Genomic DNA, 23359 nt, shown 5'->3' on the forward strand with positions numbered 1-23359 from the left:
ATGATATGACCTTCAGACAGGATGGAAGTTCCGCTTGAATAATAAGCCGTTAAGCATTGAAGGAAGTAGTCGATCTCGAAAAACTCATCAAGACCAAACGGTTACCAGGTGTCCAATGACTCATAAAGCGAGTTCAGGTTCACACTGTTTAAAAACTCATCGGCCATTGCTGTCAGCTCAGCGGATCTCAGCACCAGAGCGTTACTGGCGTCCTGTGCCTGTCGTAAGTAGTCATCATTGAGACTTTCCCGAGTCAGAGAGGGATCCAATTCTTCCATTATGGCATTCAGCTCTTCCGGAGAGGAGGGATCATGAGCGCCATGGGAACCGCTAACCGAGATCTTGGCCAGGGCGGCAGAATCGCACCAACAATACGTTAAGGAGCCGCCTTTCGAGTGTGTCAATCCAAACAGATAATGACTGAAGGCCTGACGAAGCGCCCGGGAGTACTTGCTTTTTAAGTTATCCACAAGTGTTTGCTCCTCAGGTGATAACTTAGAGGGCTCGGCTTCGTATTTGTTTTGCGTAGCAATTGGTGTTTCCTTAACTTGAAGCAGTAATTCGTCCATGTTTGTAATGTTGCTGCGAACACTCATTCCTATTAACTGTGCAAAGATCTCGTCTAATTCTTGCCCAAGATAGTGGCGTTTTTCTTTTTCGTTTATCAGATATTGATCGATTTTTTCCATTAACGGCTTCAATACCGGACTGTTCTCAACTTCCTGATAAAGCAAGGCTTTAGCCTTTTCATCAATCACTGTGGTAAACCAGCAAGGTTGCCCCAGGATAATCACCGGGCGGCAGTTTGCCTTACCCGAGATTAACTGTACAAATGCAGGATTATGCGTCAGCATTCGTTCTATATTGGGAATGCCATTGGGTTGGTCCGTCCAGGCCTCCTGTAAAGATGAGTCGACAATACTTTTTTCAAGGGATAACGAAAACCCATCATAACTATCAGTGATGAAGGCGCGGGTATCATCTTTATTCTCTTGGAAACGCTTATAAAACAACTGCCATGCCTGGCTATTTTTTTCCCTGGAATAAAATGTCTGATACCAGTTTTTCAGGCAATGGGCGGCTTTAACTTTCAGCTCGTCTACGTTTTCCAGGAGCAACAATAACAGATGAAGTTTCGTGGTCAGTGCAGGATGTTTCACATTGACCGGCAGTGGTTCAAGCCAACCTGATTCCATGGCTTCATAGGCAAAGTGAATCAGCGAAGGTTTGGCTAAGTCTATGTCTACCAGTATGTCCGTTATTAAATTCAACCACTGATGAGGGCTTGCTCCGGCCTGACCCATTATTTTTGAACGGAGTGACTTGAGAAGCTCAGTGACCTGATCTTCATCACTGTTGGACAGTATATGTCTGGCTGCCTCCGATATTGCTTTAAATTCATTCTTGCCCCAGGCCAATGCATCTGTCTTCAGAGACTCGATCACCGAGACAGCCATGGAAAAACCGGCTAAATCTTTTCTCTCCCAGAGGTTCTTCAGAATACTGGAAGGACCCGGATTCGTTGCAGACCACGCACTTTCTGAAGCAAGGGCTTTGTTCAGTTCCCCAAGGCTCATGCCGGAAGCTTCAGCCAGAGCTTGCTGTTGTGCAAAATCAGCCCTTTTCAGGAGATCCTTAATCTTCGCTGACACATGATTGGAATTCCTCAACTTCCAGATGGGCCGGGAGTCACAGTTGATTTCTCTTGACCCTACAACTGGACCGCCTAAATTCGCCGATTTCCAGGTTTGACCGTCATCCACGGAATACTCAGCAAAGCAATGGGCAGGGTTGGTGATTTGCCGGCATGGAATCCCGAAATAACGACAAAAAGCAACGAAAACAGGCACACGATGACGACAGCTACCTTGTCGCTGTGTGACCAGGAATTTAAAGAAATTTTCACCGCTATCTGGCTGAGTCTCGCCGGAAAACTGTGTGCAATAGTCCGTGATCGCCTTAATACGTTGCTTTGTGTTTTTAGCTTTTTTTATTGTCTTCAAGCCCTCCCGAATTTCGGATGGCTGATCGGCAATGTTCTTAAACAATTCATTCAGTACCGTTTTCATACCCTTTGAACAGTAGACGTCAGGCCGTGTTGATCGTCCTGCACGGACTGCTTCAGCCGGTGTTTTTTTGCCCGGTGCTCTCGGCTCTACGACATAAGTCACGTGAATAAACTGATCGGCTTTGGCCTCTGGAACAGACAGCGTGTGAAGTCCGGTATATCGGCCCCTGATCAGGGTAAATGCCATCTCGGGTAGTATACGCAGGGCCACGATAGACTCGTCAGGCGTCAGGCTGGGCAATAGATACTGCCCATTCTTCGATGTCGTTTTAAATTTCGCCAGTGTTTGAACTCTGGTTAATGTCTCTGGCAGTTGTTGCGACGGTGTCAGGGTTTCAAACCCCTCAATGTCCTGATCATTGATATCGAGCCGTTCGACATCACCCCGGGCGGTCACATTAATATCCTTTACCCACCAGCGATTCATCACGGGCGCAGGGGACTCGACATCAAAAACTTTATAGTTATAAGGCTGTGGCGTCTCCAGATGCTTATAGTTAGTTATCCGGTCCAACATCGCATCCTTATTCCTGAGGGCTTTCAGGATGTTTTTTTCAGAATCGTCAAGACTGTCGTTCGGCTGATCACTTGCCTGGTGCCAAAACGCAGGCCACAATTGGACTGGGTCTGAGTTCCATGCCCCTATCCGTTGATCAGCCTCCTGAAGATAAGGCTGGTTAACTGACATTTTCAGCGTTTGTTCCTGTTCTTCCGTCAGGGGAAAGACGCTATTAGCAGCCACGCCCGTCTCGCGAAACTCATGAGCAAACCAGCGTTGTTGCCAGTGTCGGTAAAGTGCCTGGATGAGCATATCGTCCGACTGATCCGGCTTCAGGGGAAGACCGTATGCCTGCCACTTGGCCTGAGCCACCCTTCTGATGATTTCCGCTTTGACCTCCTCGTTATTCGGACGAACCTTAATGCGAATTTCATGGTTTTTTTCATCAATACTGTCGAGGTGACCGAGTCGTATCATCCACGGACGATCAATGTTGGGTACTGTTTTGTTGAACCATTCGCAAAGTCCGGAATCGAAGACTCCTTTATCCATGGCAAGCGTTGATGACTCTGGCAGTTCCTCCAGCGATGTACTGGCGGCTATCAGGTAAAGCCGATAGTGCTGATTGAGGCATTGATGCAGTCCGTTGTCGCTGAAATCGCCCGCTCTGGTAACAGCCTTGGCGACAGTTTGTAAATCACGGCTGCTGGGCTGTAACGGCAGGTTTTTCTGTTTCAGGTCAGCCCTCAAGCGACAATGTAGCTGGGTCAGCTTTTCAGCCGCGAATTTCCCCTGGGTGTTCTGTGGCAACACTTTTTCGGCAATGGTCTGCAATTCGGTCGGGTTGTACTGCCGGATCGGCAAATGTCTGAAACGTCCTTTCAGCGCCGGTGATAAGGGTTTTCGACCGCTGTATACAGGTGGGTTGATGGTGGCGAAGAGATGGAAACCCGGATGCGCGTCACCGGCCAGAATACCGTTTAACTCACCTTCCAGATGCTGGCTGTCGATCAGATTCATTTCCGAAATCACCACGATGCCGCCATTGACTTTTGCCTTCTGGATCGCTTCACGCACTGTGTCCCAGGAGCAATCACAGGCATTCAGGGGAAAGACCTCTGGCATGATTTCTCCCCGTTCTTCAGCTCGCTGTTTGACACTTTTGATCAGCAGATTCAGCGTGGCATCTTTACCCCGTCCGGCCGGGCCTTCAATCAGCGTTGCCTGACGACCGCCGTGTTTTCTGTCGTGATGATAAGCCTGCTGACAGCGGCTTAAATCCTGCCCAAGCTGTTGCGCAAGTTCACGGACTGCCGATCCGGAGGTATCAAACTCAGGTCGGAATTCTTTGGTAAATGCTTCGAAGTCCCGCTGAATATCTGGCAGGGTGTGGTTATGAACCTTGTCGCGCAGGCTATTGTCCAGTTCGTAACGGGCAGCAAACCAGATTTCCAGTGCCGAAAGGGCATCCTGATGCGTCTCGCTGATTTCGGCACCCAGTACATCCCGGAAACTTTGCTGGATCAAACTGTTCACTTGCTCACAGCTAACACTGTCGCCTTTGGACAACGCACGATCCAGATACCAGCCCACCCAGCTGCAGATATCGGTTAAATCCCTGGGGGTAAACTCATGGTCGGGCAACAGCTCCTGATAATATTGCCACAGTGCCATCACACTCTTGCTGGCCTTATGTGCAATACCGTTTATTTGATGGCGTTGTAAATGATTGAGCAAAGCCGGTTCCACCACCCTGTCCCGAAGGAAAGCCTGATCCAGGCGTGGGTAGTAAGCCCTGGGCAGATTTTCCTTCAGGGTCGGGTCCAGCTGACGCCCGGCATAATGATCGGGGTTGCCAGTGAGAATTACCCGGTGTTTTTCGCTGACCTTGACAGGATGACCATTCACATAGATGCAAGGTTGCGGTTCCCATAAGCCGTTTAATGATGCCAGCAATCCGGCTTCAGCCAGGTTAGCTTCATCCAGCACCAGGGTGATGTATTCTCCATCTTTGTCGGATTCGCTATTGGCCCATTCCATCAATGTCCGGTTTTGCTGAACCATAGAGCGGTCGCCGTCGTCTTGTTGTTGCCACTGCCAGCGTTTCATCAGGGTCTGTTCGCTGTCAGAAGGTCCAAGGGAAATGACCGAAGCCTGTCCTGAAGCCTTTGCCATCTTCGCTGAAAAGTAACTTTTTCCGGTGCCGGTTTCTCCCTCAATGAATATAACGGGAGAGTCTTTAAGCCGGTCATGGAGCCGGGATAATCGACGGTTTTCACGATCCTCCTGCCCCATCTCGCCGTGATAAAGATCCCGGGCCATTGCTGACAATGGCCTATCACCAGAACCCGACCATTGCAATGAATCAGACAGTCGATTTTCTATTTGTTCAATGCGTTTCGGGTCAGGATTCTCTGTGACAAATGACCTATCACCAGAATCCGGCCATCGCAGTGAATCAGACAGTCGATTTTCTATGCGTTCAATGCGTTCTGAGTGATTCTCTGTGACATATTCTCCTCTGGCAATGTCTAAACAGTCGGAGGCCAGAGCGTGAATGGCATCGGATCGGGTCTGCCCTGATTGCGAAAGTAACTGCCAGCCACAAGCCAGAGCATCTTGCAAACGTTTAATCTGTCTGGTTGGTCTGATCGCCAGGGATTGCCAGGGCTTTGTTGCCGCCGGATCGACTGCCAACTGATAGGCTATGGCCTCTCGTTTATCCTCAGGCCCATGGGCCGCGATCATGGCACAGAGCCTGTCCATAAAGTCTTTTTCACTCCGCTCTGGAAACGGACTTTTATAGGACAGCTGCAATTCGGCATCTTTAAACACGGCCGGGTCAAAGGCTCGGGCCAGTGGCCACAGGTTCTGCCTGACAAACTTTCTATCCAGTCGCGGGGCGCTATTGAGGATGGCCGCTAACTGATCCGGGTCTACCGAGGCGGCCTGATCCTTATCCGGTAACAAGTGCCAACAAGCCACTTTCATAAAATCACGCACCGCCGGATGCTGACGGGTACCATGGGTAATGACGCTATTGATGGCCTTGCGCCAGTGGCGGGGTAAAAGCTCTGAGGAATGGTCAACCTGCTTTGCTCGTTGGGCAGCCAGTATCAGGTTACTCAACAACCCTGCGGTCATTTTTGGCAGGGGTTTGCACAGGTATCCAGGTACGGTATTGAACGCTTTGTAAAGTGAGTGAAGGGCTTTCTCTGGCAGTTTTTCCCGGCGGATATGATGCTTGAGGACATTGATATCCCAGGGGTCGGGCTCTGGGTACAGCTTACTCTTGGCGACCATCAAACGAAATACTGAGGATGGGCTTTTCACAGACTCAGGCCAGAGTATTGTCACATCAGCTTTCGGATAGGCCTGTAATTGACCATTCACCAGCAAAGGTTGCCCGATAATCAGGGGTTCCAGAAGCTGCTGAAGGGTTGGATTGCTCTCCAGCCCCCGGAAGACCACCCGATTGCCAGTGGTCAATGCCTTTTGCAAGTCACTCTGACTGCGTCCGAAATGTGCCTTTTGTTCCGAGGTGATATAGATATTATCAAATAGCTGGCCGAGGCTGGTCTGTTCATTGACCTGAATGACCAGAGGTGCTCTCAAGAAATTATTGACATGATAATTTGCAAAGGCAGGTTGCTGATAAATGAAGGCTTTAATGTCGGTTTGCTCTTTGATTTTTTCCTGCAGGTGACGCTTATTGGCCAGAGAGTACGCATCGTTTTCTGTCAGTCCCAGAGCTTTCGGCTGTTGTCTTGAATGAGCTACCCGAAGTCGGGGCTTCAGGTCTGTGGTCTCGCCAATAGTCTGCAGAGAACCCAGTAAACGAAACCAGTGTGCCTCAGAGAGAGGAGAGGTTACGGTGACCACACCTCCTGCCCGAAGCTGTTCCAACAGACAGGTGTCGGGGACTGCATAGCCTTCCGGACCAATGGCAATCGGGCTCAGCCATTGGGCAATATTACTCTGGTTAATAATGATCGGGTTTTGTGGTGCCTGCCCTTTACCAAACCCTTTGTCACTGGAGCGGGACAGGGTCTGAAACAGTGAATGAAGCTCATCCTCCGCCACTGGCATTTGATAAAACTGAACATCGTCGGGTAACCGACAGAGCTTGCCATTGCTCTCAAAGCTCTGTTGCGCCAGCATCTGTCGAATCGTTTGCTCAAAGGCCAGATCCTGCCAGTTGGCACCTTTCAGAATGACCCGTTGCCCGGCTCTCAATGACTCAAGCCTGCCGGGGATATGCTGGATTCGCCCCTGCTGATCCACTCCGGGACCACCCAACAGCAACTGTCGCCAGTGGCTGTGCAAGTGACATTCAATACAAACGGTATTGTCGTCGTCCATGGCGCTTTCGGCACTGGGCAATTCTGGCAACAGTGGAGGAACCTTATTGATGGCCATCGATGGGACATTATCGGTTTTATTATCGGTTTTATTGTCGCTCTGAGCATCGAACTGCCAGGTATTGCCCGGGCGATTAATTCGCCGCCAGAAATCGGCTCCCGGCACCTCGTCTGAGCTGCCAATTGATTTCAACTGTGCAGGGTCCGCCAGCACCAGCAGGGCAACATGCTCACCCAGAGGGCGTTTCTTCTGGCTGACTTTGTCGAACAGACAGGGGTTATCCGGGTCCAGTAGATCGTTAAATACGGGGAGTTCATCGCTGCTGAGTTTTCGGATATCCAGCACCAGGGTCAATGGCTGCGAACCTTCAAAGAGCTTGCCCGAACGCAGAAGGTGGCGACCGTCAGCGGAGATGCTCAATCGGTTCAGCAGGTTAGCCTCAGAGAGGTCATTGGGATGGCAAATCAGGGTGACGTCCCGGCTTTTATCGCGGGTCTGGTCAAGCAAAAGCTGTCGAACCTCATCATCACTGGCGACAAAACGAAAATCGAAGGCATGAGTGGGCTTTGGCAGGAAGGAGTCCGTTGAGGATAGAGTTCTCGCTCTGGCAGGCAACCTCTCCAAAGACGGTGATCTCTCCAGTTTGGGCCTTACTTCAGAGCAAATTCCTACATCCTTCTTTTCCTTTGACGCTAAATCCAGCTTTGCTATCTTGGCTGCTACGCCATCATCAGGCAGGCTAAGATCAAGAGCGCGTTTTGTTGTACCTTTACCAATCTGACCATCCATAGTCCATCTCCTTGCTGTCATTAAAAAACTGATATTGAAAGTCATCAGTAATTTGACCTTAGGGTTGGAAAAAAGTTCCGATAGTCCTGACTATTGGAGGAAATCACCGATCTCAAAAAGCTCATCATGGCCAACTGGTTAAGTACCTAACCAGTTGGTTATCAGGTATCCAATGACTCAAACAGCGAATTTAAATTCACAGTGTTCAAAAACTCGTCGGCAATTTTTGTCAACTCAGTGGGTTTGAGCACCAGAGCGTTATTGGCGTTTTGTGCAAGTCGTAGGTAGTCATCCTTAAGAGACTGAATTAACAGAGAATTACTTTGGATTGAAGACAACATACAACACAGCTCTTCTGGTGAAGATGGATCATGAGCGCCATAGGAGTCTGTATGGTAGGAACACCCTAAGAAAGCCTCGATCCAGCAATACGCCAAAGAGCCGCCATTTGAGTGTGTCACTCCATACAGGTAATGACTGAGGGCCTGATAAATCGCCTCTTTGCATTTTTTTTCTGATTTCTCCAGAAGGATCTGCTCCTTAATTGATAGCTTAAAGGGCTCCAGAATCTGTTGGTAGCTGCTTTTGATTTCAAGCTGTTTTTTCTTGAATTCTTCTAATTCAATTTGACCTCGCTTACTACCCAAGTCGGCCAGCGCTCTGTTGAGTTCCAGTTCTATCGCCTGATATTTTTTGGCTTTTCCCGATAATGTCTTCAATTCCGGATTGTTCTCAGCTTTTTGTTGCAACAGAGCTTCGACCTTTTCATTAATCACTGTGTTGTGCCATAAAATATTTCCCATGATAAATACCGGACGGTGGTTCACCCTGCCCGAGATCGACTGCTCAAACGCAGGTTGGCGCAACAGCAGTCGTTCTACATTCGGAATGCCCCCGGGTTGGTCGGTCCAGCGGATCTGTAAAGATCGCTCGGGGATATTATTTTCAAGGGATTTTGAAAAACCATCATGACAGTGAGTAATGAACCAGGCACCGCGTTCATTCTTTTCGTGGCTATAAAAATCACACCATATCTTGCTATTTTTTTCCCTGTGCAACAGGGTCTGATACCATTTTTTCAGGCAATCTGTGGCTGCAACCTTCAGTTCATCGACTTTTTCAAGTGACTCCAACAGATAATGGTGTTGATCGGCCCTGATAATCTTTTCTTTGTAGAACGACAGTGGATCTAGCCAACCCAATTGCATGGCTGCTTTGGCAAAGTGAATAACCGAAGGGATGGTTAAGTCACTGCATCGCAGTATTTTATTCATTGAAGCCAACCACTGCAGGGGACTTGCTCCGCCCTCAACAATCATTTTTGAGTGCATTGACTTGAGTTGTTCAATGACCTGATCTGCATCATGGCCCAACAATATCTTTATTACTGCATCCGACATCCGATCACGGGGATTCCCATAGTGGTCGAACTCATCACCGACCAATTGCTCCTCTGAAGGGCGCAATGCTTTTGTCTCTATCAAGGTCGAGAAGATCGAGATCGAGATCGAGATCGAGACACCCATAGATATCAAGATCGAGACACCCATAGAAAAAGCGACTAAATCTCTTTGCTTCCAAAGATTTTCTACCAATCCGCCAGTACTTAGATATTCATCGAGCAATGTACTGTTTGTCTCAAGGGCTTTGTGCAGTTCCTCGAAGCTCATATGACAGGCTTCAGCCAGAGCTTGCTGTTGTGCTGAGTCAGCACCTTTCAGGAGATTCTTAATCAGATCCCCGATCTTTGAATCAGTGCTAAACGTTACGACCTCCCCGGAAGACTGCTGGTCAGGTGTAATTTCTATTATGTCCATGGGCTCCCCGCCCAAATCCACTGCCCCCCAGGTTTGGCCTCCATCCACGGAATACTCGGCAAAGCTGTGGATGCGGCTAGTAATTTCCCGACAGGGAATCCCGAAATAACGACAGAAAGCTACAAAAACAGGTACACGATGACGACAGCTACCTTGCCGCTGTGTTACCAGGTATTGAAAGAAATTTTCATGCTCTTCTGGTGCAGCGCCACCGGAGAACTGTTCGCAGTATTCCGTGATTGCGCTAATTCGTTGCCTGACGTCTTTAGCGTTTATTATTTTGTGCAACGGTGCCTGTATTTCGGCGGGTTGTTCGTTGATGTTATCAAACAGTTCCTTCATTACGGACCTCATGCCTTCTGAACACTGGACGTCAAAAAGGGCTTCTTTAGCAGCCGTTTTTTTGCCCGGCTTTGTGGGTTCTACGACATAAGTACATTGAAAACTCTGGCCGACTGCGGCCAGAGGAATAAACAGTGTATGCAGCCCGGTATAGTCGTCCCTGATCAGTTTAAATGGCAAACAGGGTTCTATATGCAGGGCCATGATAGTGTCACTGGCCGTCAGGCTGGGCAATAGACATTGACCGTTCTTTGGTGATATCTCAAGGGTCGCCAGCGTTTGATTTCTGGTTAATATCACTTCCTGGTCATTCCCTGGCAACTGGTCAGATGTCAGGGTTTCGATCCCCAGAAGGTGTTTACTATCAAGATTGATCTTTTTGATATCACCCCTGGCAGTGACACGAATATCCCATGCCTGCCAGCGATACATCTCAGGGAAATGCTGCGAATCAAAAACTTTATAAAGTTCAACCTTTTGCGTTTCCTCATCCTCATAGTTCGTTTCTCGGTCCAAAGCCGGAGCTTTTTGTTCCTCGACTTCCGGGTCGTAGGGTTCAGGAGCGTCGTCACCGCCAATAGCTGATGCTGTGTTAATAAAGTCGTTTACCCAGCGGTTCGGCAGATCACTGATCTGATGCCAAAATACGGGCCAGCATTGAACGTCATTGGCCCTCCATGCCTGTATCTGCTTATCAGCCTCCAGAAGATAAGGCTGGAAAGCAGGCCTTTTCAGTGTTTGTGCCTGCTCTTTGGTCAGGGGAAATACGCTATTAGCGTCCACGTCCGTAAGGTCAAACACACCAGCGAACCAGCATTGCTGCCAGTGTCTGTAAAGTGCCTGTGTGAAAATATCGTCCGACTGATCCGGATTCAGGGAAAGACCGAATGCCTGCCATCTGGTCTGGGCCACCATCCTGATGAGTTCCCTTTTGGTTTCCTCTTTAGCTGGACGAGTCTTGATACGAATTTCATGGTTTTTTTCATCAACATCGCTGAGATGACTGCTTCGTATCAACCACGGACGATCAATGTCCGATACTGTCCGATTTAACCATTGGCAAAGTCCGGAATTAAATTCACTTTTCTCCACGGCAAGAGCTGATGACCCGGGCAGATTCTCCAGCGATAGATTGGCGGCCATCAGGAAAAGCTGGTAGTGCTGAGTGAGGTATTGATGAAGTGCTTTATCGGTAAAGTCGCCTCCTCTGAAGACAGCCTTGGCAACATTCTGAAGATCAAGACTGGTCGGCTGCAATGGCAGTTTTCTCTGTTGCAGGTAAGCCCTTAAACGACAATGTTTTTCTGTTAGCTTTTTAGCGACTGATATCCATTCCGGGGACTCTGGCAACACCTTTTCGGCAATGGTCTGTAATTCTGCCGCGTTGTACTGCCGGATGGGTAAATGTCGAAAACGCCCTTTCAGCGCCGGTGATAAGGGTTTACGCCCGCTGTACTCAGGCGGGTTGATGGTGGCAAACAGGTGGAAACCCGGATCGGCGTCACCGGCCAGAATATCGTTCAATTCACCTTCCAGGTGCTGGCTGTCGATCAGATTCATTTCCGAAATCACCACGATGCCGCCTTTTATTTTTGCCGTCTGGATCTTTTCGCACAGTTTGTCCCAGGAACAATCACAGGCATTCAGGTAATGGACTTCCGGCATGGATTCTTGCCGTTGTTCAGCCTGCCGTTTGGCACTTTCAATCACCAGGTTCAGCGTGGCATCCTTGCCCCGTCCCGCCGGACCTTCAATCAGTGTCGCCTGACGACCGCCGTGTTTTCTTTCGTGATGATAAGCCTGCTGACAGCGGCTTAAATCCTGTCCAAGTCGTTGCGCCAGTTCACGGACTGCCGATCCGGAGGTATCAAAGTCTGGTCGGATTTTTTCGCTGACTGTACTGAAGGTCTGCTGCATTTCCTCCAGGGTTTTCTTATGAACTCTGTCGCTCAGGGTGTTCTCCGGTTCGTAGCGGGCAGCAAACCAGATTTCCAGTGCCGACAGGGCATCCTGATGCGTTTCGGTGATTTCAGGGCCCAGTACATCCCGAAAACTTTGCTGTATCAAACCGTTTATTTGCCCACAGGTCACACTGCCGCGAGCGGGCTGAGCACGATCCAGATACCAGCCCACCCAGCTGCAGATGTCTGTTAAATCCCTGGGGGTAAACTCATGGTCGGGCAAGAGTTCCTGATAATATTGCCAGAGCGTCATCACACTTTTGCTGGCACTGTGTGCAATGTCGTTTATTTGCTGCTCCAGCAGATGCCGTTGTAGATGCTTTACCAGAGCGGGTTCCACCACTCCGTCCCGAAGGAATGCCTGGTCTAACCGGGGGTAGTAAGCCCTGGGCAGTTTCTCTTTCAGGACCGGGTCCATTTGACGCCCGGCATAATGATCCGGGTTGCCGGTGAGAATCACCCGGTGTTTTTTGCTGACCTTGACAGGATGACCATTCACATAGATGCAGGGTTGCGGTTCCCATAAGCCGTTCAATGATGCCAGTATTCCGGTCTGGGCCAGGTTGGCTTCATCCAGAACCAGGGTAATGTACTCTCCGTCTTTGTCGGATTTGGTATTGGCCCATTCCATCAACGCCCGGTTTTGCTGCACCATAGAGCGGTCGCCATCGGCCTGTTGTCGCCACTGCCAGCGTTTCATCAAGGTCTGTTCACTGTCGGAAGGTCCAAGGGAAATGACTGAAGCTTGTCCTGAAGCCCTGGCCATTTTGGCAGAAAAGTAACTTTTCCCGGTGCCGGTTTTTCCCTGCAGGAAGATAACAGGAGAGTCCGTAAGCCGTTCATGGAGCCGGGATAATCGTCGGCTTTCACGATCTTTCTGATCTATCTCGCCGTGATAAAGATCCCTGGCCAGCGCTGACAAAGGCATATCAGTGGAGACCGTCCATTTCAATGATTCAGACAGCCGAAGTACTATACGATCAATGCCTTCTGCCTCAGAATTCGCCGTTCTGGCCATGTAAAAACAATCGCTGGCCAGCGCCTGAATGGCATCGGACCGGGTCTGCCCCGATGGCAAGTGTAACTGCCAGCCAGAAGCCAGCGCATCCTGCAAGCGTTTAATCTGTCTTGATGGCCTGATGGCTAAGGGTAGACAGTGTTTCGCTGCCTGCGGGTCCACCGCCAACTGATAAGCCATTGCCTGTCGATGTTCTTCAGGCCCATGGGCCACGATCAGGGCGCAGACCTTGTCCAGAACTTCTTTTTGAGCCCACCCGGGCAGTGGACTTTCATAGGACAGTTGTAATCCTTCAAACGAGTTCTCCATCAAGACTGCCGGATCAAAGGCCCGGGTCAGCCGCCAGAGGTTCTGCTTCACAAATCTTCTATCCAACCGCCGGGAACCTTTGATGATGGCCGTTAACTGATCCGGGTCTACCGTGGCGGTCTGATTCTTATCCGGTAACAAGTGCCAACAAGCCACTTTCATAAAATCACGCACAGTCGGGTTCTGTCGGGTGCCATGGGTGATGACGCTATTGATAGCCTTTCGCCAGTGGCAGGGCAGGAGTTGCAGGGACTGGTCAACCTCTTGTGCTCGCCGGGCAGCCAGTATCAGATTGTTCAACAACTCTTCAGTTATTTCTGGCAGTGGGTTACAAAGGTGAACAGGTACGGTTTTAAACGCTTCGTAAAGTTTATAAAGCGCCTGTTCTGGCAGTTCAGTCCGTGGGATACCATGCCTGACGACATTGATACCCCAAAGATCGACCTCAAGACACGGGCTACCTTTGGCGATCATCAGATTAACTATTGACGACGTGCTTTTTGCAGACGCAGGCCAGAGCAGGGTGACATGAGCTTTTGGATAGGCCTGTAATTGGCCATTCACCAACAGAGGTTGTCCAATAATCAAGGGTTCCAGGAGCTGCGGAAGCGTTGGATTAGTCTCCAGCCCCCGCAATACCACCGGCTTGCCAGCGGTTAATTCCTCCTGCAACGCACTCCGACCTTGTCCAAAACGGGCCTTTTGTTCTGAGGTGATATGGATATTATCAAATAGCTGGCTGAAACTGGTCTGTTCATTGACCTGAATGACCAGAGGTGCTTGCGGGAGACCATTGATCCAATAATTTGCCTGAGCATCTTGCTGATATGTCACTGTATCAAAGGCACCAGGATTTCTGACTTTTTCCGGTGGTTTGGGCAGAGGGTATTTATCGTTTTCTGTCAAACCCAGAGCTTTTGGTTGTCCTTTTGCATGAGCCACCTGAAGTCGGGGCTCCAGGCCGGTTGTCTTCTGAATCGTCTGCAGTGAGCCCAGCAAACAAAACCAGTCTGCCTCAGTAAGAGGAGACGTTACGGTGACGACACCACCGGCACGAACCTGTTCCAACAGGCAGGTATTAGGAACTGCGAAGCCTTCCGGGGCGATGGCAATTGGGTTCAGCCATTGAACAATATTACTCTCGTTAATGAGGATGGGGTTTGCTGGTGCCTGCTCTTTATCAAGTCCTTTGTCACCCTGTTTGTTATGAGAGTGGGACAAACTTTGCAGCAGTGAAGGAAGCTCGTCATTCCCTACCGGCATCTGATAAAACTGAACATCGTCGGGTAACTGACAGACCTTGCCATTGCTCTCAAAACATTTTTGCGCCAGCATCTGTCGCATGGTCTGTTCAAAGGCCAGATCTTCCCAGTCGGCCCCTTTCAGAATCACCCGTTGTCCGGCCCTCAATGTCTCAAGCCTGCCGGGGAGGTGCTGGATTCGCCCCTGTTTATCCACTCCGGGGCCGCCCAGCAGCAACTGTCGCCAGTTGTTGTGCAAGTGACATTCAATAACAACGGTGTTGTCGTCGTCCATAGCACTTTCGGCAGAGGGGAGTTCAGCCAATAACGGAGGTAACTTGTCGGTCTCCATCAATGGGTCATGGCCAGTCTGTGGGTTGAACTGCCAGGTATTTTCCGGTCGGTTAATTCGTCGCCAGAAATCAGCACCGGGGGCATTGCCACTATGGCCAATTGATGCCAGCTGTGCAGGGTCTGCCAGAACCAATAGAGAAACATGCTGGCCCAGAGGGCGCTTCTTCTGGCTGACTTTGTCGTACAGACAGGGGTTATCCGGGTCCAGCAGATCGTTAAATTTGGGCAGCTCTTCGCTGGTGAGCTTTCGAATATCCATCACCAGAGTCAATGGCTGTGAACCTTCGAACAGCTTGCCTGAACCCAGAGTGTGGCGACCCTCTTCGGAAATACTCAACTGGCTCACCAGGTTAGCCTGTAAAAGGTCATCGGGATGGGAAATAAGGGCAACATCACGATGTTCATCACCGTCAGTAGCAACCAAAAGCTGTCGAACCTCGTCATCGCTGGCGACAAAACGAAAATCAAAGGCATTAGAGATCTTTTGAAGCGATGAGTCCGTTGAGGATACCCTTCTCGGTTTACCAGACATCACACCCGGAATTGACAATTTATCGAGTCTGGCAGTTACACTGGTGACCTTGGCAATACTTAGCGGTAAATCCAGCTTTGCTCTTTTGGCAGGCGTGTTGGCAGGCGTGGCAGTATCGTGAACGGGCGCCTTTATTTTCTTACCACAAATACGACCATCCATAGTCCGCCTCCTGACATCTGAAGGATTAAATTGAAAGTGTTTAATGTTTAGACTTTAGAAATGAACGAAAGTTCCATTTAAAGAGACAGCCCTGACTATTGGAGGAAATCACCGATCTCAAAAAACTCATCACGGCCAAATGGTTAAGTACTTATCAGGTATCCAATGACTCATACAGCGAATTTAAATTCACAGTGTGCAAAAACTCGTTGGCAATTTTGGTCAAGTCACAGGATTTGATCACCAGAGCGTTACTGGCGTTTTGTGCCTGCTTTAAGTAGGTATCCTCTACAGAACTCTGAAACGATAAAGAGCTGTTAATATGACACGTCATGTCATACAGCTCTTGTGGTGAGGATGGCTCATGAGCACCATAGGAGTTTTTGTAGCAGGAATTCCCTAAGGAAGCGTCGACCCAGCAATAGGTCAAAGAGCTGCCTTTTGAGTGTGTCACTCCATACAGGTAATGAATGAAGGCCTGACGAATCGCTTCTGAGTATTCGAGTTCTATACCTCTCAGAAGGGACTTCTCTTTATTTGATACCCCAAGGGTCTCCAGAATGCGTCGGTATCTGCTTTCGATTTCAAGCTGTTTTTTCACGATTTCTTTTAATTTATTTTGATATTGCCAACAAGAAAAACTGAGTTTTTGGGCGTTTTCTCTTTCTTCATACAAGTCGGCCAGAGCTCTGGTGCGTTCCAGTTCTATCGCCTTATATTTTTTGACCTTTTCCGATAATGTCTTCAATTCCGGATTGCTCTCAACTTTTCGTTGGAGCAGGACTTCGGCCTTTTCATCAATCACTGTGTTGCACCAAAAATTGCCTCCCACGATAATTACCGGACGGTGGTTCGCCCTGCCCGAGATCAACTGCTCAAAAGCAGGTTGATGCACCAGCATTCGTTCTATATTCGGAATGCCCCCGGGCTGGTCGGTCCAGCAGCTGTTTAGAGCTCGGTGGGCGATTTTATTTTCAAGGGATTTTGAAAAACCATCATGACAGTGAGTAATAAACAAGGCATCGAGATTATTCTCTTGATGGTCGCTATAAAAATGACACCATTGCTTGCTGTTTTTTCCCCTGTGCAACAGGGTCTGATACCATTTTTTCAGGCAATCTGTGGCTGCAACCTTCAGTTCATCGACGTCTTCAAGTCTCTCCAACAGACGATGGTGTTCATCGGCTCTGATAGTTTTTTCTTTGTAGAACGACAGTGGATCTAGCCAACCCAATTGCAGGGCTTTATTGGCAAAGTGTCTAATCGAAGGGTTGGTTAAGTCACTGTACAGCAGTATTTTATTCATTGAACCCAACCACTTCAGAGGGCTTGCTTCTTCCTCAACTACCATTTTTGAGTGCAATGACCTGAGTTGTTCAATGACCTGATCTGCATCATTGTCTAACAATATTTGTCTTACTGCCGACGACATCGGATTATGGGGCTTCCCATATTGGTTGGGCACATTACCGATCAATTTCTTTTCTGAAGCGCTCAGTTCTTTTGTCTCTATTAATATTGAGACACCCATAGAAAAACCGGCTAATTTTTTTTCCCTCCAAAGATTTTGTACAACTTCGGAAGTACTTGGATTGGGTAATGCGCTGTTTGTCTCAAGGGCTTTGTTCAGTTCCTCAGGGCTCATACCAAAAGCTTTAGTCAGAGCTTGCTGTTGTGCTAAGTCAGCATCGTTCAGGTTTTTTAATTCAGTGCTGAAATCACCAGCCTTTCTGACCTTTTCGGCCTTCCTGGCTTTCCCGGCCTTCCCGGCAGCCTGGTAGAAAGGTGTAGTTTTTGTTACCTTCACCGGCGCCCCGCCCAAATCCGAAGACTCCCAGGTTTGGCCTCCGTCTACGGAATACTCAGCAAAGACGTGCTTGAGGCTCTCAATTTGCCGACTGGGAATCTCGAAATAGCGACAAAAAGCAACAAAAACAGGCACACGATGACGACAGCTACCTTGCCGGTTTGTTACCAGAAATCGAAAGAAATTTTCACTCTCTTCTGGTTTAGCTGCACCGCAGAACTGTTGGCAGTATTCCGTGATTGCGCTAATTCGTTGCCTGATGTTTTTAGCGTCTATTATTTTCTGCAACGGTGCCTGTACTTTGGCTGGTTGTTCGCCGATGTTTCCAAATATTTCCTTCAGTACGGACCTCACGCCTTCTGAACACTGGACGTCAAAAAAGGCTTCTCTAGCAGCCGTTTTTTTGCCCGGCTTTCCGGGTTCTACGACATAAGTACATTGAAAACTCTGGTCGGCAGCGGCTAGAGGAATAAACAGTGTATGAAGCCCGGTATAGTGGTCCCTGATCAGTTTAAATGGCAAATTAGGTTCTATACACAGGGCCACGATAGAGTCACTGGCCGTCAGGCTGGGCAATGGACATTGACCATTCTTTGGTGATACCCGAAGGGTCGCCAGCGTTTGATCTCCGGTTAATGTGACTTTCTGGTCATTCTCTGGCAACCGTTTAGGTGTGAGGGTTTCGACCCCCAGAAGGTATTTACCATTAAGATTGATCTTTTTGATTTCACCTCTGGCAGTGATACGAATATCTATTGCCTGCCAGCGATACATTTTAGGGGGATGCTGCGAATCAAAAACTTCACAAAGTTCAATCTTCGGTATCTCCTGATCCTCATAGTTCGTTCTTCGATCCAATGCCGGTGCTTCTTTCTCCTCAACTTCCGGATCATAGGGTTCAGGAGCGCTGTCACCGCTAATAGCTGATGCTTGGTTGATAAAAACCTTTGCCCAATGGTTCGACAGATCACTGATCTGCTGCCAAAATGCGGGCCAGCATTGAACGTCATGGGCCTTCCATACCTGTATCTGCTTATCAGCCTCCTGAAGATAAGGCTGGCAAGCCGGCATTTTCAGTATTTGTGCCTGTTCTTTGGTCAGGGGAAATACGCTATTAGCGTCCACTTCGGTAAGGCTAAAATCATCAGCGAACCAGCGTTGCTGCCAGTGTCTGTAGAGAGCCTGTCTGAGAATATCGTCCGACCGATCCGGCTTCAGGGAAAGACCGGATGCCTGCCATCTGGTCTGGGCCACCATCCTGATGAGTTCCGTTCTGGTTTCCTCTTCAGTCAGACGGGTCTTGATACGAATTTCATGGTTTTTTTCATCAACACTGCTGAGATCACTGTTTCGAATCAACCACGGACGATCAATGTCCGATACCGTCCCATTGAACCATTGGCAAAGTCTGGAATTAAATTCATTCTTCCCCATGACAGGAGCCGAAGGCCCGGGCAGTTTCTCCAGCGATAGGTTGGCGGCCATCAGATAAAGCCGGTAGTGCTGATTAAGGCATTGAAGAACGGCTTTTTCGCTAAAATCGCCTCCTCTGGTGATAGCCCTGGCAACATTCTGTAAATCAAGGCTGGTCGGTTGCAACGGTCGTTTTGTGCGTTTCAGGTGAGCCCTTAGAAGACAATGTTTTTCTGTTAGTTTTTTAGCGACGAATGTCCCTTCTGAGGACACTGGCAACACTTTTTCGGCAATGGTCTGTAATTCTGTCGGATTGTACTGCCGGATGGGCAGATGTCGAAAACGCCCTTTCAGCGCCGGTGATAAGGGTTTTCGCCCGCTGTACTCAGGCGGGTTGATGGTAGCAAACAGGTGGAAACCCGGATGGGCGTCACCGGCCAGAATGTCGTTTAACTCACCTTCCAGATACTGGCTGTCAATCAGATTCATTTCTGAAATCACCACTATGCCGCCATCGACTTTTGCCTTCTGGATCTTTTCACACAGTTTCTCCCAGGAACAATCACAGGCGTTCAGGTAAAAGACTTCCGGCATCAATTCTTGCCGTTGTTCGGCCTGCTGTCTGACACTTTCAATCACCAGGTTCAGCGTGGCATCCTTGCCCCGTCCAGCCGGTCCTTCAATCAGTGTTGCCTGACGGCCGCCGTGTTTTCTGTCGTGATGATAAGCCTGCTGACAGCGGCTTAAATCCTGCCCAAGCCGTTGCGCCAGTTCACGGACTGCCGATCCGGAGGTATCAAAGTCTGGTCGGATTTTTTCGCTGACTGTTCTGAAGGTCTGCTGAAAATCTGACAGGGTCTTGTTATGAACTCTGTCGCTCAGGGTGTTCTCCGGTTGGTAACGAGCAGCAAACCAGATTTCCAGTGCTGACAGGGCATCCTGATGCGTTTCGGTGATTTCAGGGCCCAGTACATCCCGAAAACTTTGCTGTATCAAACTGTTTATTTGCCCACAGGTCACACTGCCGTGAGCGGGCTGAGCTCGATCCAGATACCAGCCCACCCAACTGCAGATGTCTGTTAAATCCCTGGGAGTAAACTCATGCTCTGGCAGCAGTTCCTGATAATATTGCCAGAGTGCCATCACACTGTTGCTGGCACTGTGTGCAATGTCGTTTATTTGCTGCTCCGTCAGATGCTCTTGTAAATGATTGGCCAGAGCCGGTTCCACCACCCTGTCCCTAAGGAATGCCTGATCCAGGCGAGGGTAGTAAGCCCTGGGCAGTTTCTCTTTCAGGGCCGGGTCCATTTGGCGCCCGGCGTAATGATCGGGGTTGCCGGTGAGAATCACCCGGTGCTTTTCGCTGACCTTGACAGGATGACCATTCACATAGATGCAGGGTTGCGGTTCCCATAAGCCGTTTAATGATGCCAGTAATCCGGCTTTGGCCAGATTGGCTTCATCCAGCACCAGGGTTATGTACTCTCCTCCAACACAGCCTCCGCCTTTGTCGGATTCGGTCTTGGCCCATTCCATCAGTGCCCGGTTTTGCTGCACCATAGAGCGGTCGCCATCGGCATGTTGTCGCCACTGCCAGCGTTTCATCAGGGTCTGTTCGCTGTCAGAAGGTCCAAGAGACAGCACCCAAGCCTGCCCTGAAGTCTTGGCCATTCTGGCAGAAAAGTAACTTTTCCCGGTGCCGGTTTCTCCCTGCAGAAAGATAACGGGAGAGTCGGTAAGCCGGTCATGGAGTCGGGATAATCGACGACTTTCACGATCCTTCTGACTTATCTCGCCGTGATAAAGATCCCGGGCCAGAGTTGACAAGGGCATATCAGTGGAACCTTGCCATGCCATTGATTCAAACAGTCGATGTTTTATGCGTTCAATGCCTTCTGCTTCAGAATTGGCTGTCCTGGCGATGTAGAAATAATCGTTGGCCAGCGCATGAATAGCATCGGACCGGGTCTGCCCCGATGGCAAGTTTAACTGCCAGCCAGAAGCCAGTGCATCCTGCAAACGTTTAATCTGTCTTGATGGCCTGATGGCTAAGGGTAGATAGTGTTTCACTGCCTGCGGTTCTACTTTTAACTGATAAGCCATTGCCTGCCGATGTTCTTCAGGCCCATGGGCCACGATCAGGGCACAGAGCTTGTCCAGAAGTTGTTTTGGAGCCCACCCGGGCAGTGGACTTTTATAGGACAGTTGTAATCCTTCAAACGGGTTCTCCGTTAAGACTGCCGGATCAAAGGCCCGGGCCAGCCGCCAGAGGTTTTGCCTCACAAACTTTCTATCCAACCGCCGGGAACCTTTGATGATGGCCGTTAACTGATCCGGGTCTACCGTGGTGGTCTGATTCTTATCCGGTAACAATTGCCAACAAGCCACTTTCATAAAATCACGCACAGTCGGGTTCTGTCGGGTGCCATGGGTGATGACGCTATTGATAGCCTTTCGCCAGTGGCAGGGCAGGAGTTGCAGGGACTGGTCAACCTGCTGTGCTCGCCGGGCAGCCAGTATCAGATTGTTTAACAACCCTTCAGTTATTGACGGCAGTGGGTTACAAAGCCGGGCAGGTACGGTTTTAAACGCTTCGTAAAGTTTATAAAGCGCCTGTTCTGGCAATTCAGTCCGTGGGATACCATGCCTGACGACATTGATATCCCAAAGATCGACCTCAAGACACGGGCTACCTTTGGCGATCATCAGATTAACTATTGACGACGTGCTTTTTGCAGACGCAGGCCAGAGCAGGGTGACATGAGCTTTTGGATAGGCCTGTAATTGGCCATTCACCAACAGAGGTTGTCCAATAATCAAGGGTTCCAGGAGCTGCTGAAGCGTTGGATTAGTCTCCAGCCCCCGCAATACCACCGGCTTGCCAGCGGTTAATGCCTCCTGCAACGCACTCCGACCTTGTCCAAAACGGGCCTTTTGTTCTGAGGTGATATGGATATTATCAAATAGCTGGCTGAAACTGGTCTGTTCATTGACCTGAATGACCAGGGGGGCTTGCGGGAGACCATTGATCCAATGATTTGCCTGGGCAGATCGTTGATAAGTCACGGTATCAAAGGCAGCGCGATTTCTGACTTTTTCCGGTGGTTTGGGCAGAGGGTATTTATCGTTTTCTGTCAAACCCAGGGCTTTTGGTTGTCCTTTTGCATGAGCCACCTGAAGCCGGGGCTCCAGGCCGGTTGTCTTCTGAATCGTCTGCAGTGAGCCCAGCAAACAAAACCAGTCTGCCTCAGTAAGAGGAGACGTTACGGTGACGACACCACCGGCACGAACCTGTTCCAACAGGCAGGTATTAGGAACTGCGAAGCCTTCCGGGGCGATGGCAATTGGGTTCAGCCATTGAACAATATTACTCTCGTTAAGGAGTATAGGGGTTGCTGGTGCCTGCTCTTTATCAAGTCTTTTGTCACCCTGTTTGTTATGAGAGTGGGACAAACTTTGCAACAGTGAATGAAGCTCGTACTTCCCTACAGGCATCTGATAAAACTGAACATTGTCCGGTAACTGACAGATCTTGCCATTGCTCTCAAAACACTGTTGCGCCAGCACCTGTCGAAGGGTCTGTTCAAAGGCAAGATCTTCCCAGTCGGCCCCCTTCAGTATCACCCGTTGTCCGGCCTTCAATAGCTCAAGCTTGCCGGGCAGGTGCCGGATTCGCCCCTGTTTATCCACTCCGGGGCCACCTAGCAACAACTGTCGCCAGTTGCTGTGCAAATGGCAGTCAATTAAAACACTATTGTCGTCGTCCATAACACTTTCGGCAGAGGGGAGTTCAGTCAATAACGGAGGTACCTTGTCGATCTCCACTGATGGGTCATTGCCAGTCTGTGCGTTGAACTTCCAGGTATTTTCCGGTCGGTTAATTCGTCGCCAGAAATCAGCACCGGGTGCGTCATCACGCCTGCCAAGCGATGTCAGCTGAGCAGGGTCTGCCAGAACCAATAAAGAAACATGCTGACCCAGGGGGCGCTTCTCCTGGCTGACTTTGTCGTACAGACAGGGGCTATCCGGGTCCAGCAGATCGTTAAATTTGGGTAGCTCTTCGCTGGTGAGCTTTCGAATATCCATTACCAGAGTCAATGGCTGTGAACCTTCGAACAGCTTGCCTGAACCCAGAGTGTGGCGACCCTCTTCGGAAATACTCAACCGGCTCACCAGGTTAGCCTTTAAAAGGTCATCGGGATGGGAAATAAGCGCAACATCAAGATGTTCATCACGGGTAGTGGCAATCAAAAGCTGTCGAACCTCGTCATCACTGTCGACAAAACGAAAATCGAAGGAATGAGTCGCCTTTTGGAGCGAGGAATCCGTTGCGGAGATGGTTCTCACTTTGTCAGGCAAGGTCTCCGAAGAGGGCGATCTCTTTAATCTGGACCTTACTTCAGAGCAGATTTCTACATCCTGCTTTTCCTCTGACAATATACCCAGCTTTGCCATCTTGGCTGCCACGTCATGATCATGCAGGCTACGATCATGAACGCGTTTTTTGGTACCTCCGGCAATTTGACCATCCATAGTCAATCTCCCTCTCAACTGTTATTTGAAGGACTGAAGTACCTAACCAGTTGGTTTCGCATATTCTGGACGGCGGCTTTTTCCATCCTTCTGCGTTCCAACTCTGGTTGCGTAGCTGTGGCTACGCGCCCGTCGTTGCGTCTTGAAGGATG

3 protein-coding genes are annotated in these 23359 nt (G+C 49.5%); all 3 read right to left on the reverse strand.

Annotated elements, in window-relative coordinates; translation table 11 throughout:
• Positions 1-101: 101 nt before the first annotated feature.
• The 3 genes from ACOJUO_RS03600 to ACOJUO_RS03610 all read right to left on the reverse strand — a co-directional run bounded on the left by ACOJUO_RS03600 (position 102) and on the right by ACOJUO_RS03610 (position 23207).
• Positions 102-7718, reverse strand: a complete 7617-nt coding sequence (locus ACOJUO_RS03600; protein WP_422138938.1) for an AAA family ATPase — start codon at positions 7716-7718, stop codon at positions 102-104.
• Positions 7719-7879: 161 nt separating this feature from the next.
• A complete protein-coding gene (locus tag ACOJUO_RS03605; RefSeq protein WP_422138939.1) occupies positions 7880-15454 on the reverse strand; it encodes an AAA family ATPase in 7575 nt (2524 codons plus the stop codon).
• A 154-nt stretch (positions 15455-15608) separates the two neighbouring features.
• Positions 15609-23207: an AAA family ATPase gene (locus tag ACOJUO_RS03610; RefSeq protein WP_422138940.1), complete on the reverse strand. Its 7599-nt coding sequence runs from the start codon at positions 23205-23207 to the stop codon at positions 15609-15611.
• Between the last annotated feature and the right edge of the window lie 152 nt (positions 23208-23359).

This window comes from Endozoicomonas sp. ALC020, assembly GCF_049275935.1.
Classification (GTDB): Bacteria; Pseudomonadota; Gammaproteobacteria; order Pseudomonadales; family Endozoicomonadaceae; genus Endozoicomonas_A.

Excerpts from the sequence above, each read along its gene's own strand:
- ACOJUO_RS03600 (WP_422138938.1), bottom strand. The coding sequence starts at position 7,718 with ATGGATGGTCAGATTGGTAAAGGTACAACAAAACGCGCTCTTGATCTT.
- ACOJUO_RS03605 (WP_422138939.1), bottom strand. The coding sequence starts at position 15,454 with ATGGATGGTCGTATTTGTGGTAAGAAAATAAAGGCGCCCGTTCACGAT.
- ACOJUO_RS03610 (WP_422138940.1), bottom strand. The coding sequence starts at position 23,207 with ATGGATGGTCAAATTGCCGGAGGTACCAAAAAACGCGTTCATGATCGT.